The organism is Paenibacillus sp. FJAT-27812, from assembly GCF_001273905.1.
Taxonomy (GTDB): domain Bacteria; phylum Bacillota; class Bacilli; order Paenibacillales; family Paenibacillaceae; genus Pristimantibacillus.
Genome location: NZ_LIGH01000001.1, coordinates 3,736,117 through 3,753,006 on the forward strand (window position 1 = coordinate 3,736,117; position 16,890 = coordinate 3,753,006).

16 protein-coding genes are annotated in these 16,890 nt (G+C 51.9%); 15 read left to right on the forward strand and 1 reads right to left on the reverse strand.

The genetic code is table 11. The annotated features are described in order from the left end of the window. Positions 1 to 52 precede the first annotated feature (52 nt). Positions 53 to 211: a hypothetical protein gene (locus ADU23_RS32800; RefSeq protein WP_157265805.1), complete on the reverse strand. Its 159-nt coding sequence runs from the start codon at positions 209 to 211 to the stop codon at positions 53 to 55. Positions 212 to 376: 165 nt separating this feature from the next. Here ADU23_RS32800 and ADU23_RS15790 point away from each other — a divergent pair, with 165 nt between their 5' ends. The 15 genes from ADU23_RS15790 to ADU23_RS15860 all read left to right on the forward strand — a co-directional run bounded on the left by ADU23_RS15790 (position 377) and on the right by ADU23_RS15860 (position 16,886). Then, positions 377 to 1,795 (forward strand): copper resistance D family protein, encoded by a 1,419-nt coding sequence (locus tag ADU23_RS15790; protein WP_053374603.1) that lies wholly within the window; start codon positions 377 to 379, stop codon positions 1,793 to 1,795. 22 nt (positions 1,796 to 1,817) lie between these two features. Next, positions 1,818 to 2,675 (forward strand): sensor histidine kinase, encoded by an 858-nt coding sequence (locus ADU23_RS15795; RefSeq protein WP_053374604.1) that lies wholly within the window; start codon positions 1,818 to 1,820, stop codon positions 2,673 to 2,675. Next, on the forward strand, positions 2,672 to 3,376 hold the full coding sequence (locus ADU23_RS15800; RefSeq protein ID WP_053374605.1) for a response regulator: 705 nt from the start codon (positions 2,672 to 2,674) through the stop codon (positions 3,374 to 3,376). Before ADU23_RS15795 ends, ADU23_RS15800 begins: the two co-directional genes overlap by 4 nt. 133 nt (positions 3,377 to 3,509) lie before the next feature. Continuing rightward, the gene (locus ADU23_RS15805) at positions 3,510 to 3,977 is read left to right on the forward strand and encodes an ATP-binding protein (RefSeq protein ID WP_053374606.1); all 468 of its coding nucleotides are present in this window, start codon (positions 3,510 to 3,512) and stop codon (positions 3,975 to 3,977) included. 17 nt (positions 3,978 to 3,994) lie between these two features. Beyond that, positions 3,995 to 4,339 (forward strand): STAS domain-containing protein, encoded by a 345-nt coding sequence (locus ADU23_RS15810; RefSeq protein ID WP_053374607.1) that lies wholly within the window; start codon positions 3,995 to 3,997, stop codon positions 4,337 to 4,339. Between the two features lie 37 nt (positions 4,340 to 4,376). Further along, the gene (locus tag ADU23_RS15815) at positions 4,377 to 5,612 is read left to right on the forward strand and encodes a PP2C family protein-serine/threonine phosphatase (RefSeq protein ID WP_053374608.1); all 1,236 of its coding nucleotides are present in this window, start codon (positions 4,377 to 4,379) and stop codon (positions 5,610 to 5,612) included. A 31-nt stretch (positions 5,613 to 5,643) separates the two neighbouring features. Then, complete coding sequence (locus tag ADU23_RS15820; RefSeq protein ID WP_053374609.1) at positions 5,644 to 7,827, forward strand: AAA family ATPase; 2,184 nt, start codon at positions 5,644 to 5,646, stop codon at positions 7,825 to 7,827. A 177-nt stretch (positions 7,828 to 8,004) separates the two neighbouring features. After that, the gene (locus ADU23_RS15825; RefSeq protein ID WP_053374610.1) at positions 8,005 to 8,583 is read left to right on the forward strand and encodes a DUF4255 domain-containing protein; all 579 of its coding nucleotides are present in this window, start codon (positions 8,005 to 8,007) and stop codon (positions 8,581 to 8,583) included. Beyond that, complete coding sequence (locus ADU23_RS15830) at positions 8,576 to 9,376, forward strand: hypothetical protein (RefSeq protein WP_157265808.1); 801 nt, start codon at positions 8,576 to 8,578, stop codon at positions 9,374 to 9,376. The genes ADU23_RS15825 and ADU23_RS15830 overlap by 8 nt, the downstream gene beginning before the upstream one ends. 107 nt (positions 9,377 to 9,483) lie before the next feature. Then, the gene (locus ADU23_RS15835; RefSeq protein WP_053374612.1) at positions 9,484 to 11,196 is read left to right on the forward strand and encodes a phage tail sheath family protein; all 1,713 of its coding nucleotides are present in this window, start codon (positions 9,484 to 9,486) and stop codon (positions 11,194 to 11,196) included. A 38-nt stretch (positions 11,197 to 11,234) separates the two neighbouring features. Continuing rightward, positions 11,235 to 11,669, forward strand: coding sequence for a phage tail protein (locus ADU23_RS15840; RefSeq protein WP_053374613.1), 435 nt, complete (start codon positions 11,235 to 11,237; stop codon positions 11,667 to 11,669). A gap of 125 nt (positions 11,670 to 11,794) precedes the next feature. Further along, the gene (locus ADU23_RS15845; RefSeq protein ID WP_053377658.1) at positions 11,795 to 12,175 is read left to right on the forward strand and encodes a hypothetical protein; all 381 of its coding nucleotides are present in this window, start codon (positions 11,795 to 11,797) and stop codon (positions 12,173 to 12,175) included. Positions 12,176 to 12,192: 17 nt separating this feature from the next. Next, entirely contained in the window at positions 12,193 to 12,378 is a 186-nt protein-coding gene (locus ADU23_RS33950) for a DUF6760 family protein (protein ID WP_053374614.1), read from the forward strand. A gap of 18 nt (positions 12,379 to 12,396) precedes the next feature. Then, a complete protein-coding gene (locus ADU23_RS15855) occupies positions 12,397 to 12,849 on the forward strand; it encodes a phage tail protein (protein WP_053377659.1) in 453 nt (150 codons plus the stop codon). Positions 12,850 to 12,908: 59 nt separating this feature from the next. Further along, complete coding sequence (locus ADU23_RS15860; protein WP_053374615.1) at positions 12,909 to 16,886, forward strand: hypothetical protein; 3,978 nt, start codon at positions 12,909 to 12,911, stop codon at positions 16,884 to 16,886. The last annotated feature ends 4 nt before the right edge of the window (positions 16,887 to 16,890 follow it).

Below are 16,890 nucleotides of genomic sequence, written 5' to 3' on the forward strand. Positions count from 1 at the left end.
GCTCCCTCTCCGCATACTTGCTGGGAACATGCCTTTCTTTTTTAAAATAAAGCTAGCCCTTGTCTTCTTCGTTCTCAGCGGCATAAGCGATAAGCGCGACATCCGAGCCATAGGCTTCAGTCAATTGCTGCTCCAGCTTGCGGATAGCATCCAGCGCATCGCTTTGACTATTCAGCTCGGCGATCCGATAATCCTTGTCCATCTTGGTCATTCCCTCCCCTTCTGCTGCGGTTTTATTTGTAGAATGGGCTTTAAAGCATATTGCTATACGCGATAACTTAATTTGCGAGGCTATATTTGTTCGATTTTATGGAATTGTTCTTTTGGCATGGGTCTAGTACACTAGAGCTGAATGACATAAAGGGATGTGACATCATTGGATAATATTCGACTTCGAACTAACGCAAATCTAACCACATACTTTAAGCGCATTAATTACTTATCGTACTTAGCGTTTGGGATGCTGGTTCTCTTTCTCACGTTATTCTCTTCCCTTTTGATCCCGCCGCAGCAAGCGCTCGCGCAGCCTGCTGCCAGTCAGGCCTCTTTCGATCCGCATAAGCAGGTTGGCCACAATCATTCGGAATCGGCCGCGATAGAAGAGGGGATTACGGTACAGCAGGTTTTATTTTTTGTGGTTCGAGCTGTTTATTATTTCGCATTTATGCTGGCAGCCGGCTTTATGCTGTGGTCCATCGCGTTTGCGGACCAAACAAGCGACACTGCGCGCAAGCTGGCAGACAAATGGGGGATTTACACGCTGAGAGGACTGCTGCTTGCTGTCCTTGTATTCGTATTCGTCCATGTTGGCTATTTGTTGAAAGGCTATGAAGGCGGCGACCAAAGCGAATGGATTCGCTTGCTTACGGAAACGGCGACCGGACAATCATGGCTTGCTTTAATCGTGCTTTCGCTGCTTGGGTTTGTCGTTCTGAAATTAAATGATTCTTTCAAAATCATATGGGCACTGCTGCTTGCAGCGACGGAGAGCTTTAACGGACATGTGAATGCGCTCCCGAACAATACGTTTGCTATCGTGCTCGATTTTATACATATCGCAAGCTCTGCCCTCTGGGCAGGCGGCTTGCTGCTTCTGCTTTTGTTCTGGCGGACTGACCGCAAGGAAGCGGGAAGATTTGCGGAACGTTTTACGAAAATAGCGTGGCTCACCATCTTGCTGCTTACGGTGAGCGGAACGCTGATGACGGTGCTTCTTCTGCCGTCCTGGCGTTATTTGTATTATACGAATTGGGGCCTTATGCTGCTTGCCAAAGCGGTATTGGTTCTGTTCATCGGATGCGCTGGATTTCTGCTGCATAGGCGAGCAAAGCATGGGAGGCTGCCAAGCGGCAAGCTGCTGAAGCTGGACGGGCTATTAATGGGCATGGTGCTGATTATCGTAAGTGTTTTTACATACGTTAGTCCTATTCCCGATACTGAGCCGTTTTCTTATCATCAAATGGGCGAGAAGATGCATTACACGATTGGGATTACGCCAAACGGACCCGGGCCTAACCGCATTTCGCTGAAGGTATGGCTGCCAGAGCAGCTTGGTGCTCCAACCTCCGTTCAACTGCTTCTGAGATCAATAGATCATCCGCAGCGCAAGGCGATAGAGGTGCATTTATTAGGAGACAACGGCGAGGATTTTTTATCCTTCCCGGGTTTTATTGAGACGGATTATGCTGCGAGCAAGGTTGAGCTGCCAACGCGCGGCGAATGGACGGCAGAGCTTATCGTTACGGATCAGAGCGGCGCGGAAACGAAGCATCTCATCCCATTCCGCAATGATTAATGAGAGTCAGGAGGAGTAGGTCATGTCTTATAAATGGTTAAAATGGCTCATCCTCTGGATTCCGACCGTCGCGATTGGCTTGTGGGAATATTTGCGCCACTCGCTCCTGCTTCCGTTCATTTCGATGGAGCTGGGCAATTTGCTTGCGCCAGTATTCGTGTTTCTCCTTACGCTTACGCTGCTGCGGGCGCTGTTTGCGAGGCTTGAGCAGATGCAGGAGACGCTGCAGCGTGAGCGAATTGTTAAGGCTGCGTTCGAGGAGAGGGAGCAGCTTGCGCGCGAGCTTCATGACGGCATCTCGCAATCGCTGTTTATGCTCTCGGTTAAGCTGGACAAGCTGGAGCGGGTGCAGACTGATGCGGATGCGCAGCAGACGACGGATCAGATTAGAAGGACGGTACGGCATGTCTACGATGACGTGAGGCAGTCGATCGCTAATTTGCACAATTCCCCTCTTCCCGTGGATGTGTCTTGGATGCAGAGCATTCATCATTTAACGGAAGAAATGGAGCAGACATGCGGCATACAAACGACGGTGAACTGGCAAGTGCAGGATGGTCTGCTCACTTATAAGCAGAAGGTAGAGCTGCTTGCCATTATGCGCGAAGCGCTTATGAACGTACAGAAGCACGCGAATGCAAAACATATCGTTATTCAAGGCGAAGGCAAGATCAGCCCTGACGGGAAGAAAAGCAGCTTCCGCTGCTCCATTCATGATGATGGCATAGGCGCAGCCGAGGAGAAGCTTTTTGAAAAAGGAAAATACGGCGTCAGAATGATGCTCGATCGGGCGGAGGCCATGGGCTGGAGCGTGACGCTGCAGCAAGCGGAGCCGCAAGGCACTCTAGTCGAAATTAACGGTAGGAGCGAATCCAAATGACAGGGCAAACGGCTCAGGTACGAGTTTTTTTGGTAGACGATCATCCCCATGGAAGAGAAGGCATGCGCGATATTGTGATGAGCGATAACTCTTTTGACGTGGTAGGGGAAGCCGACAGCGGGGAAGCTGCGATAGCTGACATTCAACAATTAAAGCCTGATTTGGTGCTCATGGATATTAATATGCCGGGCATGGGCGGTCTTGAAGCGACGCAGCGGCTGAAGCTTCTTATGCCATCGCTCAAGATTGTAATGGTTACGGTATCGGATGATATCACGCATCTATTTGAAGCCATCAAGCGCGGAGCACAGGGCTATCTGCTCAAAAATTTAGCGCCATCCGCTTGGATGGAATATTTGCGCGCGATTTCGCTGGATGAAGCGCCGATGTCGAAGGAGCTGGCCTTCCGCTTGCTTCAGGAATTCTCGGCAAGCAAGCCGCAGGAGGCGAAGCGGCCTACAAGCAAATTACAATCGCTGCATAAGGATGCCGACGTGATCACGACTCCGCTGACCGAACGGGAGAAAGAGGTGCTTGAGAGGGTTGCGACGGGTGCGTCTAACCGCGAGATCGCAGGCGAGCTTTGCCTATCCGAGCATACGGTCAAAAACCACCTCAAAAACATTTTGCAAAAGCTACATCTCGATAATCGGGTGCAACTGACACGATACGCATTTGAGCAAGGCATTGTCGAACCTTAAAAGAGCATGTCGAAGCGGCATTTGAATCTATTCGACAGGATCAGCAGGATTCGTACAAATTTCGTAGAACTACTAGATTTGTAACCTATGAGCCTCAGAGCGGACAAGTCAGATTCAAATTGGGGGGTAGTGAATGTCTAAAGATTGGCAATTTCCCATCGATCGTGAAATAAAGCTTTGCAATCGCATAGACGAGCTTCAGCGCTTGAATGAAGGGCTCGAAGAAATCGGAGCTGAAGTTGGCTGGACGGAGCGCACGGTTCTTGATCTGTCTCTGGCCTGTGAGGAACTTGTCGTCAATATCGTAAATTACGGCTTCCCATCAGGAGGAGAACATCATATTGCAGTCTTGATCCAAGCGTCTCCGAGCAGTGTCGAAGTGAAAATAGAAGACGGAGGAGTACCCTTTAACCCATTGCAGGAAGCGGATCCGCTGGCGCTGCTAGAGCTTGAGCTGGAGGATCGTCCAATCGGGGGATTGGGTATTTTTTTTGTCAAACGATTAATGGACGACATTCATTATGAATATGCGGGAGGCCTTAATCGCTTTCGCATGCGCAAGCATTTTGGCTTTAAGGAAGATAATGACGATCACGGGTAAGCGGGAGGATAAATAGAATGAATATACAAGCAATAGAACAAAACGGCGTAACGATTATTCCGTTAGAGGGAAGATTGGACGGCAACAATGCGACGGTGGCGGAACAAGCCTTCCTGGCGCTTTTTGCCGAGGGAAAGCAGCAGTTTATATTTGATTTCACTAGTCTGCAATACATAAGCAGCGCGGGGCTTCGCGTTATTCTCGTGGCAGCTAAGAAGCTTAGAGCCTCCAAAGGCCGCATGGTATGCGCATGCTTAGGAGAGCAAGTGTACGATGTGTTCGAAATGTCCGGCTTTACGACGATTTTGGAAATGGCGGCAACGCGTGAAGAGGCGTTCGAGAAATTAGGAGCAAACGCATAATGACTTTTCAGCTGATGCTAGAAAGGCGGTACCGATCTTGTCCGTAATCTATTTAATTATCGGTGCAGCGAGCCTCGGTGCAGCGGCATATTTGTTCATCCACAACCGTCGTCTTGCCGCTAAGCTAAAGCGTGCGGAGATGCTGTTTGATTTGAGCACGCAGGTCCACTCCTCGCTTCATAAGCCTGAGCTTCTAAACTCGGTGAACGAAGCGGCTAAGAGGCTGGTTTTTGCCGAGGAGGCAGCCGTCGGGCTTGCAGATGACGGCGACGATGCTCTGGGACAAAATAGAATGCTAGAGGCGCGCGCCATAAGCGGCAGAGCGCAAGGCGAAACCGTCACCGTCCCCATGATTGCGAGAGGCCGCACGCTTGGCGTCCTGCAAGCTGCCGGGAAGAGCGGAGGAACGCCGTTCAGCGATTCCGATATCGAGACGCTGACCAAATTCGCGGGACCGCTGGCGCTGGCGCTTGATAACGCGAGGCTCTACGAAGCGCTTGAGGAATCGGTTAACGAGCTGCAAATCGCAACGGCGCTCAAGGACCGCTTGGAGAATGAGCTCCAGATCGCAGGAAGCATCCAGTTGAGCTTCCTTCCAACGACGATGCCCTCCGCGAATGAGCCCTTTGATGTCTGTGCGCTGCTGAAATCAGCGAAAGAAGTAGGGGGCGACTTCTATAACTTTTTCAAAATCGATGAGGAGCATCTGTTTTTTACGCTTGGGGACGTATCGGATAAAGGGATTCCGGCTGCGTTGTTTATGGCGATGACGCTTTCGTTAATCAAAGGGAAAATGAATTCGAACCTATCGCCGGGCGAGCTCTTGGAGAAGGTGAACGACGAGCTTTGCACGGATAATGCGCAGCTGTTTGCGACGATCGTATGCGGCGTGCTGAATATTTCGACTGGAGAAGTCGTATTGAGCGATGGCGGGCATTGCACCCCTTATATTGTGAAGGCGGATGGAACGGTGCTTCCGATTAAGCTGCCGAAGGGCATTCCGCTAGGCTCCTTCCCTGAATTTACCTATAGAGACCAAACGATCGCTCTAGACCGCGGCGACCGTTTCGTCCTTTATACCGATGGCATTACCGAAGCGGAGAACGCGCTTCAGGAGCAATATTCTACGAATCGTTTACAGCAGTTTTTATCACAGACGTCGGGCTACTCCAGCGCCGAAATTATTGATGCGCTGTTAATGGATGTCTTTATGTTCGCGGACGGAGCGCCTCAATCCGACGACATTGCGGTTCTCTGCCTCATGCGCCGCTAAGCGCAATGCCTACCGATAAGGGTGATTCATCATGCGAATATACGAAACGGGAAAAGATTATTTACTAGACGAGCTGGCTGTATTGGAGAAGGGGATGCGTCTTCTTCTTGCCGATTTTGAGAGCAAGGAGATCGATGGACAGACCCCCATGTCGATGCGCGGGCTGATCGTTAGTGCAGCGGATATCGAACGTTCGCTACAAGAGAATGAATATCGTGAGGATGAGGATGTGCTTGCCGAATACAGGCAGGCTCGTCTGGAAGAAGAGCGGCAATTTGCGCTAATTATCCAAGGCAGCATAAGCGAAGGGAGAAGGCTCCCGTTCGCTTATTTGTCATGGCGCCTAGGGCTCTCAGCATGGGAGCGGCGCTGCGTGCTGCTTTGCCTTGCCGCGGAGCTTGATTCCCGCTATGAAAGCTGGTTCGGCTATTTAAATGATGATGTGACTTTAAGGATGCCTACCGCTGAGCTTGCGCTTCGGTTGCTCGGAGATTCTGAGGAGGAGATTTCCTTCGCGCGTCCGATGCTCGCTGGTTATTCGACGCTTGGCAGATTCGTGCTCCGGTCCGATAAAGCGGCGGCCGCATCTGAGCGCAGCTCGCTCAAGCTGCCGCTGCGGCTGGATTCTCGCATCATTTCTTATTTGCTGGAAACCGAATCGCTAGATTCGCGAATTGCTGCCATTTGCAAGCTTTATGACACCGATGAGCCGGCTCGCCATTTGGAATTTGATCTTGAGCTGCAAGAAAGCTTAAGGCATGCTGTACGACTGGAACGTGCTCGTGATGTGAAGGGAATACTGCCGTTTATTCAGCTATGCGGCGCCTCGGGATCGGGAAAAAAGCTGCATGCCAGACATCTGGCAGCAGCGCATGAGCAGCCGCTGCTGCTCGTAAAGCTTGATAGGCTTACAAGAGATGGCGATGCAGCGGAGGAGCAGCTTAAGCATATCGTGCGCGAAGCGCTCCTTCTGGGTGCAATGCTCTGCTTTGACGAAGGCGACAGCGAGGCTGTAACAGCAGAGGGCTGGCCGCAGCAGCAAGAGCGGATCCGAGCGGCAATGAACTCGTATGCGGAATTATCTAGACTGCCGGCAGTGCTATGGCTGACGAGGATGGAGCGACGGCCATCGCAGCTTCCGCTGCCTCAAGCAGCTGCTTTGATCAATCAGGACATTCGTATCCCTCCTGCAGAAGTACGCTTGCTTTTATGGCAGCGCTGCAGTGACGAACGAGCGGATCAGGAGCTGCTTAAGCGCGTGGCAGATAAATATGCCTTTACCGCCGGGCAGATCGCGGGAATGAGCAAGCAAGCAGAGCGGCTGGCGCGCAGAAATAATCGCGTTGCTCCGACGCTTGAAGATTATGCTTCCGCTTCGAGGTCGCAGGTGCAGCATCGATTGTCAGAGCTTGCGGAGAAGCAGAAGCTGATTCGGCAATGGGAGGATCTTGTCCTTCCGGATGAGCCGCTTGAGCTGCTGAAGGATGCTTGCAGCAGACATAAATACAGCGAAACGGTCTTTAATCGCTGGGGCTTTGGCCAAAAGCTGCCTTACGGGAGAGGCTTAAGCATGCTGTTTGCTGGGCCGCCAGGCACGGGCAAGACGATGGCCGCTGAGGTTGTGGCGGGAGAATTAGGACTTGAGCTCTACAGGATCGATCTCTCGCGCGTCGTGAGCAAGTACATAGGCGAAACGGAGAAAAACTTGCGGGAGCTGTTTGCGGAAGCGGAAAATAGCGGCGCTATTCTATTTTTTGACGAGGGAGATTCATTGTTTGGCAAGCGGACGGAGGTTAAGGATTCGAACGACCGGTTCGCGAACATGGAGGCGGCCTATTTGCTGCAGAGAATCGAGACCTTCGACGGCGTATCGATTTTGGCAACGAATTTATTGCAAAATATGGACGAGGCATTTTTGCGGAGAATGCAGGTCATCGTCAAGTTCCCGTTCCCGGACGCAGCGCAGCGCGAGCAAATTTTCCGCTCACTGCTGCCGAAGGAAGCGCCGCTTGACCCTGATTTGGACCTGCCGTTTCTCGCATCGCGCGTTGATGCATCCGGCGGCCATATTAAAAATATCGTTTTGTCGGCTGCTTTCATGGCTGCCTCAGAGCAAGCTCCGATCAGTATGCGGCATATGGTAAAGGCGACTAGGCAGGAACTCCATAAAATGGGGAAAATTGTCGTTAAAGAGGCATTCGAACCATATAATTAACAGTGGAATTGTTCGAAATCTCAAAACATTTTCTAGTGAAAATATGAATGTTGTGTAATCCGAGTTGAATTGACAAAAAATGAGCAATTTTGCGTAGTCAATTGGTAGTAGAGGAGATATAATAGAGTTCGTAATAGAAATAGGCATGCCATTATGGTTTTGGGGAGTGATAGGCTAATGGGAGGATATACGGTCATTGCGGATTTAGGAGCCAGTCTGCTGCGCTTGCTACGCGATCATCTTACGCCTGACCCAGTGCCTCGTCCTGACCTGATTGGCATGGCTTCGCCCCGTGATGCGGGCGATCTGGCGCTTTCCTTATTTTTGTTCAACGTGAAGGAAAATGGCGAAGCGCGCCGGACGGGCATGGTGGATCGCGGAGGCGTGCTCCAATATCCGCCGCAGGCGCTGGATTTTTATTTTATGATGACAGCGCATTCTAATGCCGACCGATTGACGCGCTCACTGGATGAGCATCGCATATTAGGCCGAGCGATGCAGGTGCTATACGATAACGCCGTGCTTAGCGGCCCTTATCTGGAAGGCACGCTTGCCGAGAGCAGCGGTTCGATAAGGCTGACGCTTGCCAGCATGGAGGGCGAAGAGCTGATGAAGCTGTGGCAGTTCGGCGATTTGCCGTACAAGCTGTCTGTCGTTTACCGGGTTGGTCCTGTCATGCTTGATTCCAATCGCGTGAAGCCTGTTTCGCGTGTCGTCGAGCGTCATATTGTGCTAGAAGAAAAAGGCGGTGGCTAATTTGTCACAGCTTCGTTCCACATCCATTACACGCTGTTCGCTTGTTGTCTCACCAATCGACGTATGGACAAGACGGCTCCCTGCGCCCTCTGCGCTGATCGTCTTGCTTGAAGGCATCCATACCAAACCCATTCGGAAGCCCGATGGGACCTACTTGTTTCTTGATTTATCGCCGGGCAGCTACCTGCTCACGATTACCTCACCTTCTTTTATACCCTACCAGCAAATAATTGAAACAGCTTCTCTACCACCATTAAACCCAATTGTAACCGTTCCGCTTTTGCCTAGCCCAGGCTACGCTTACCCGGCAGCCTCGACAGCTATTGCCTTTGCCTTAAATGATGCTTCCGGTACGCCGTGCGCTGGCGTCAAGGTATGGGCTTATGCGAGCGAGGATACATCGGCTAGAGGCCGGATATCCCAAGACTTGCTGCCAGCCGGAGCAGATACGGCCATGATCGGTTTATTGCAAGGACAGACGGTTGCCGGCGAGAGCCTGCTGCTGCGAGGCCAGGGGATGGAAGAGCTTGTACGGGTAGCAGAAGTATTGCATGGAGGCGGTATTCGTCTCGAGCAGCCAGTCAAAGGAAGCTACCGAAGAGGTGCTGCACTGCTTCCGGCAGTCGATACGAGAAGCGCACATAACGGCATTGTCATACTCCCCTTTCGAGGAACGCTGCCGCGCAGCTTTGCGGTTAAAGCGTTTGCAGAGAGCGAGAGCAGCAATGCCTCGGCCGAGCTGACAGCGCGCGCCGGAGAAGTTATAACCGCGCAGTCCTTAACTCTTCACTAGAAGAAGGTAGAGCAGACTGTCGCATTCCAATTGGTCTTGGGGTTGATGCAGGAGAATTATGCCTGCCGTTACCTAATACATAAATAGATTCAGAGAGGAGATCACACATGGCTGAGTATTTATCGCCAGGCGTCTATGTGGAGGAATTCGAAAGCGGCGCCAAACCGCTCGAAGGGGTTAGTACAAGCACAGCGGGCTTTATCGGTCTTGCTGCTCGCGGTCCAGTCGAAGGCTTGCCGCAGCTTATTACAAGTCCTGCTGATTTTGGACGCGTATACGGTTCCTATTTATCTGAGAATGCTTTCGGCTCATACCGTTATCTTGCTTACGCGGTTAACCAGTTTTTCACGAATGGGGGCTCCCGCTGCTACATTACCCGGGTAGCGCCATCGGATGCAAAAACAGCCTCCAATGAAGCTCAGAAGGAAGCGGTTCTCTCTATTTCCGCTAAAAATCCAGGCGCTTGGGGCAACCAGATTCGCGTAGTAATCGCTCCTGCAAGCAAAGCAAAAACACCGATTTTTGAAGCGGGCGAAGGCAATCGTTACCGCGTGAAGAATGCTTCCGGCTTCTATGCGGGCGATGTAGTCGTCTTTACTGACGGAACAGAAAAGCAATACAACCGCGTCGTATCCGTCCATGATCAAGTGATTGAGCTGGCAGAAGCGCTTAGCGGAGACGTTGTGGATACAGCGCTTGTTCCTGCTAAAGTGCTTAGCACTTCGGAGTTCACGGTCAACGTTCTTTACGGATCGGAGACGGAGGCATTCGAGAAGGCTTCGCTTAACCCTGAAGCTCCAAACTATGTAGAGAAGCTTATTGCTCGCTCAAACATCGTCAACGTACAGGTGCTTAAGGCAGAAGACAGCAACGTTGCTCCACTTGAGCAAATAGCCGGCGCCGAGACGGCTTCGTTTGAAATTTTGCTGTCGGGCGGTAGTGACGGTACGGCTGCAAGCCTATCGGCTGCTGATTTTATCGGCGAAGACTTTGGCCCTGGCAAAAGAACGGGCATTCAATCGTTTATCGATAACGATGTTGTCAGCATTATGGCGATTCCGGGCGTAACTGACCCGAACGTACAATTGTCGCTGGTTGCGCATTGCGAAATTTTGGGCAGCCGCTTTGCCATTCTCGATCTTCCTCGCGAAGCGACGAAGGTGCAGGATGTGCTCGCTCACCGCGAGCTATTCGATTCAAGCTATTGCGCTTTGTACAATCCATGGCTGCAAGTGTTTGATCCGCTCGATAAACGCAATATCTTTGTACCGCCGTCCGGTACGATTGCTGGGGTATACTCCCGTTCGGACACGACGCGCGGCGTGCAGAAAGCGCCTGCCAACGAAACGCTTCGCGGCGTAGTTGGACTAGACGTGCAATACAACAATGGCGAGCAAGACATCCTTAACCCTGCCGGCGTTAACCTGATCCGCGCATTTACCGGTCAAGGTATCCGCGTATGGGGCGCTCGCACTTGCTCATCCAATTCGCTTTGGAAATATATCAACGTGCGCCGTTTGTTTATTTTCATCGAAGGCTCAATCAAGAACGGCTCAAGCTGGGTCGTATTCGAACCGAACACCGAGCAGCTATGGGCTCGCGTGCAGCGGACGATCGATGCATTCCTGACCCGCGTATGGCGTGATGGCGCTCTGTCGGGCACTAGCCCGTCTGAAGCCTTTTATATCGAGATCGGCCGCTCGACGATGACGCAGGACGACATCGACAATGGACGATTGATTTGCGTAATCGGCGTAGCGCCGGTGAAGCCTGCTGAATTCGTCGTGTTCCGCATTACTCAAAAAACAGGCTCGGAATAATAATTAGCTTCCATATCGAATAACGGAAGGGGATCCACATGCCAGGTGATCGTATTGATCCATATCGCAATTTTAGATTTCGTGTAGAAGTTGAAGGTCTTGAGCAAGCAGGCTTTAGCGAGGTTTCCGGTTTCGAGGCAACGTTTGATGTTGTCGAATACCGCGAGGGCAACGAAGTGATTACGCCCCGCAAGCTTCCAGGCTTGATTAAGTACGGTAACATTTCGCTTAAATGGGGCACGACCGAATCGATGGAGCTTTATGAATGGCTTCAGGAATGCGCTGAGGGCACCATTGAGCGTAAAACGATTACGATTATCGCGCTGGATGAAGAAGGCGAAGATGTTGCGACATGGCAGGTTATCGAGGCTTGGCCGGTTAAATATACCGCGCCTACCTTCAACGGTACCGGCAATGAAGTAGCGCTTGAGCTCGTCGAATTCGCGCATGAAGGCTTGACGCGTACGGCGTAGGCACGAGTAACTAGAGCTGGTTTATGGCGAACAAGGGATGGCAGCGGGCGGATAGCCGCACGCTCCTCTCTTGTTTTCCGCTTTTTAACATGAAAGATAAATCTGTGCATTGGAGTGATGGCTCGATGGCGTTTCAAACGGAATACGAATTTGAATTACCGCGCGGCTACGTCGACGATCAAGGCAATCTGCATCGCCGCGGCGTGATGAGGCTCGCAACCGCAGCTGATGAAATTTTGCCGATGAAGGACCCGCGCGTGCAGTCTAATCCAAGCTATTTGACCGTGATTTTGATGGCAAGGGTCGTTACAAGGCTTGGGGATGTTCGGCATATCGACACGAAGCTAATCGAGAAGCTCTTCACGGCTGACCTCGCTTACCTGCAAAATTTATATCGTCAAATCAATGACTTGGAAGCGCCTAAAGTGCTGACCGCATGTCCAAAATGCGACCATGAGTTCGAGGTGGCCGTCGATTTTTTGTCCTTAACGGAAGCTCTCTCTTAGGTTATCCGGTTGACCGGCTGTACGAGGAGGTAGGCTTCGTCGCATATTATTTTCATTGGTCGCATGATGACATCATGAACATGGAGCATGCCGAGCGCCGCCGTTGGTGCGATGAAATTTCCAGAATCAATCGCAAAATGAACGACGAAACAGATAGCGGCAGCGGCAAGAAAAACATTTTTGACGTATTTGGGAAGAGGTGACATGGCACGGTGGCAGTCATGAAGGGGCAAGAGCAAGGTCGTTTTCACGATGTAGCGACAACGTTTAAGTTCTGGGTGGAGCTAGACGACATCTTTGTTGCAGGCTTCTCGGAAGTGTCGGGCCTTGAGGCGGAGACAGAGATCGAGGAATACCGGGAAGGCGGCGTAAATGGTTACGTACATAAGCTGCCCAAAGGCGTACGTTTTCCGAATTTGGTGCTGCGCAAGGGAATGACGAAATCGCCAGCGCTTTGGAGCTGGTACGAAAGCACGATCGACGGAACCATTGAACGCAAGACGGGCGCGATTGTACTGCAATCCGCGGACGGTACCGAGTTTGGGCGGTGGAGCTTTTTTGACGCTTATCCGGTCAAGTGGACGGGACCCCATCTTAATGCAAGTACGAGTGATATAGCAGTTGAAACGATTGAAATTATCCACAGCGGTTTATATGGCGATTTTCAAGCCTAATTAGATGAGCGATGTAGTTTAAATAGCATTTTTGAGCAGGAATGGGAGGATGCATCCGTATGAAACGTATTTTGGACCGAACGAGCAAAGCAGCAGCAAAGCCATCAACGTCGGTTCAGCCGTTTGCCGGAGGCATCTTAAATAAATATAAAACGGGAGCTGGGCGGAATAACTTCGGTCGATTAGCGATGTCTCATGTGATGCGGAGCCAGCCGAATGTCATCCAGCAAACGCTGCAAGTTCAAGTGGTGGCGCCTAAGGCGGACGCTTCAAAGGTGAATAACAGCAAGAAGGCAGTGCCGAGCCCCGAGCGCAAAATAGAACGAATAATCGAGCGCGAGAGAGTAACGGTAGAACGAGAAACGATCGTATTTAGAGATATCACGCATGTGGTTAAAGAACAGCGAACGGTAAGGGAAATAGCCATTATGCAGCCTGCGGGCGAGCAGGGCAACCAAGAAACTGTGCAACAAAGGCTATTAGAGCAGAAAAGAGAAACGGCTGCCGTTAAGGAAATTTCAAAGCGTACCCGATCCGAAAGAACGATACCGCAGTCATCGCTGGCGCCTATTCAAGCATTGAAGGCAGAGCAGCAGGCGGATTCCTATAAATGGTTGCTAGCAAAAGCAAAGCTTCATCCTAATATCGTAATTCAATCTGTTAGCAAGCTGGACATGTTAATTAAACCGCTTGCGAAGGAGCGCGCGCATCTCACCTCTATTGAGAAGGGCCGCGCAAATCGTTACTCGGCGTTGCAGCTCACGAATGCTCGAAGAGGAGATAAGGTGCAGGAGCAGCAAACCGAGCAGGACGGGAAGGTTAGCAGGGCATTAGCGAAGATGAAGGAGCAAGCTGATGCTGCATGGCAGGAGGAAGCTGGGAAGCGGACGGCTGCCCTGGGCAAGGAGCAGCGGGAGACGGCGAAGCGATCCGATGCTGTGAGAGTGGAGCAGGAGGAAGCTGGGAAGCGGACGGCTGCCCTGGGCAAGGAGCAGCGGGAGGCGGCAAAGCGATCCGATGCTGTGAGAGTGGAGCAGGAGGAAGCTGAGAAGCGGACGGCTGCCCTGGGCAAGGAGCAGCGGGAGACGGTGAAGCGATCCGATGCTTTGGCACGAACGTTGCGCGATCATGAGGAACCGAAGGATGAAGGAGCATCTTCGTCATCTGCGTATTCGGCGCAAGGCGCAAACGGTAATAAGCCGCGACGGCTAGAGCATCGCGCGGAAGGAAAACATTCAGCCGAGCAGGCGGAATCATCGGCGTTAGCAGATATAAAGGTAAATGATGCTGCTATTCAAGCGATCACATCCGGATTAAAGAAAAAAACGGTCAATCTATGGAATGAGCAGCGCCAGCTTGGTTTGAAGGTAACAGCTACTTCTACATTCGATTACAACCGGAATCGGCTGCTTACGCTAAGGCTGCAGCGCGAGCCGCAACAAATAGCATGGCATAAAGAACCAAGCGATGGAAAAAGCCGTTTTGCAATTAACGCAAAGCGCCTTATCCACCGATCGCACCATAAGCAAGCGGATCAAACGCAGCATGAGGCGGACAACAGCGTTGCCGCAAACCCAATAACTAGCAGCATGGCTAAGCCAGTAGTCCCGCCAAATCGCAAGTTGGCGGCTGATAACGGAACAAAGCCAACACAAATCGATGGCCGCAAGCAACTAAATGAGATAAGCGCCGAGGAAGCTTCAACTGCAAAAGGTTTGATTCAGACGCCCCATCAAGCCGGCTCGTTGAAGCGCAGCGTCGCAGTGAATATATCACCGACGGCACAATTGAAAGTTGCTGCAATCAGAGAGCGGATGATTTCACCTAGGCTGATGCAAATGGTGCTGCGGCGATATGATCAGAAGCGGTCTAATCCTACACAATCCAGCCGGAAACAATCCGGTCAGAACACGGGTGAAGGATTAAACAGAGTCGGCAAAAATGCAGCGGAAGGCGCATTCGAGCGCGAATGGCAAGCGGGCCAACCTTTTACTGATGATCGAAAAGGTGACCAAGCTTCTTTTCCTTCATCGCGCAGCCGCAGGGCGATTGTACATAGACAGACTAAAGCTTCTCCTATATTGGGAGCAAGCCCAAATGATAACGAGATTAAACCGTTAGCGGCACATGCTAACGAAGCAAGCGGAGTAAACGAGCTGAAAAAGCCCACTTCCGCTAAGACTAGCGGGCCAGTATCGTCATTGCCAGCAGAGATGCAATTGCTTGTAACTCGCGGGCAGCTAGTCGCAAGAGCAACGAGCAATCAAGCAAAGGGAGTGCGCGCCAATGCGGATCTATCGCACACGCATGGCGGAGCACGAGCAAATAGCGGCGCAGCGGCTTCGGAGCGTGCTGCGCAAACGCCAAAAGCGCAAGCCGAAAAATCCTTGCATGCAGCACATCAAGCAGCAAGCCGGACTAATCGATATTTTGCCGGAGAGTTTCCTGCAAGTGGTTTGGTCGGAGCGAATCGGCAGGAGGCTGACTTCGTACAGCGGGCAGCTGTTAGAACGAATCAGCCGGAGTCTGGATCAGCAACTCAAGCTGCGTTTAAATCGGAACAGCCGGAGACAGGGTTAACAAAGCAATTAACGGTTAGAGCGGTTCAAGCGAATGCAGGCTCAGCACGGCGTGCGACAGTTGTGTCAAGCAAGACAGATCCAGGCTTCGTGCAGCGAGCAACAGTTAGAATGAGCCAAGCGGACACGGGCTCGGAACAACGCTTAGTGGATAGAGTGAGACAGTCAGCGAAGGGTTTATTACAACGCTCGACGGTTAACGTGAATCAGTCAACGAAGGACTTAGCACAACGTGCGGCGGGTAGAGCGAACCAATCAACGAAGGACTTAACACAACGCTCGGCGGATAGAGCGAACCAATCAACGAAGGACTTAACACAACGCTCGGCGGATAAAGCGAACCAATCAACGAAGGACTTAACACAACGTGCGGCGGGTAGAGCGAACCAATCAACGAAGGACTTAACACAACGCTCGGCGGATAAAGCGAACCAGACAGCTAAGGGTTTAACGCAACGCTCGGAGGATAGAGCGAACCAGACAGTGGAGGGCTTAACCCCACGCAAAGCAGATAGAGTGAGTCAGCCAACGATGGGCTTAACACAACGTGCGACGGTGAGAACGAATCAGTTAGCGAAGGACAAAGCGCAGCAAGCTACAGCTAGAGCAAATCAACTTGGGCTAGGCTCGGCACAACAAGCAGCGAACAGAACGAATCAGACGGTAAGAGGGAATGCGGTACGAACGGCGAATCATTTTGCTCAGCTCGACGTCTCCTTAAACCAGCGAGTGATGAGGGGAACTACGCACACAGCAGCAAGCACGGCAGAGCCATCCGCGAGTAGGCAAGCAAGCGGAGCAGCTTCTGCCATGTCCGGCTCCTCAGCACCAGTCAGCCATCCTTCGGCGGCGCAAAGCCGGGTCATTCAACGCAGCATTAGCGGTAGGATCAGCCCAGCATTAACTGCGGCTAGAGCGGTGAGCAGCAGCCAGCGTCAGCATGCTGCTGCTCCCTTCCAAGGGAAAGTCTCAGCGGCTGGAACACAATTGCTGCAAACCGTGCAGCGGCATGCAGGCCGAACCGGTATTGCCAGCAACGCAAATATAGGTTATGAAGCGCCGGCTAACTTAACGACGGTTGTGCAAGCCCGCAACGAGCGATTTAATCAGGCGCAAGCAATAAGCACAGGCAATGAGCAAGCTAGGCTCAGCTATGCGGTGACCGCCGGCAATCAAAGAGCAGCGGATTCACTGATCGCAAGCGTCCAGGGGACAAGCCCGTCGCCACTTGCTGAACGTGGCTCGATGCCGACGCTTGCGCACCACAAGCCGAAGCAAGCGGCGGTACAGGAGCCGCAGCGTCAGGTGAAGGTAGACGCGCCGCGCGAGCTGGACCCTGAGAAGCTGCAAAAAATGATTATGAAAATGCCGCAGCTTCGTCCCGAAGCGATTGCGGATCAAGTATATAAGGCACTGGAGAGAAAGATGAAGCTGGAGCAGCGCAGACGCGGCTTCTAGAATG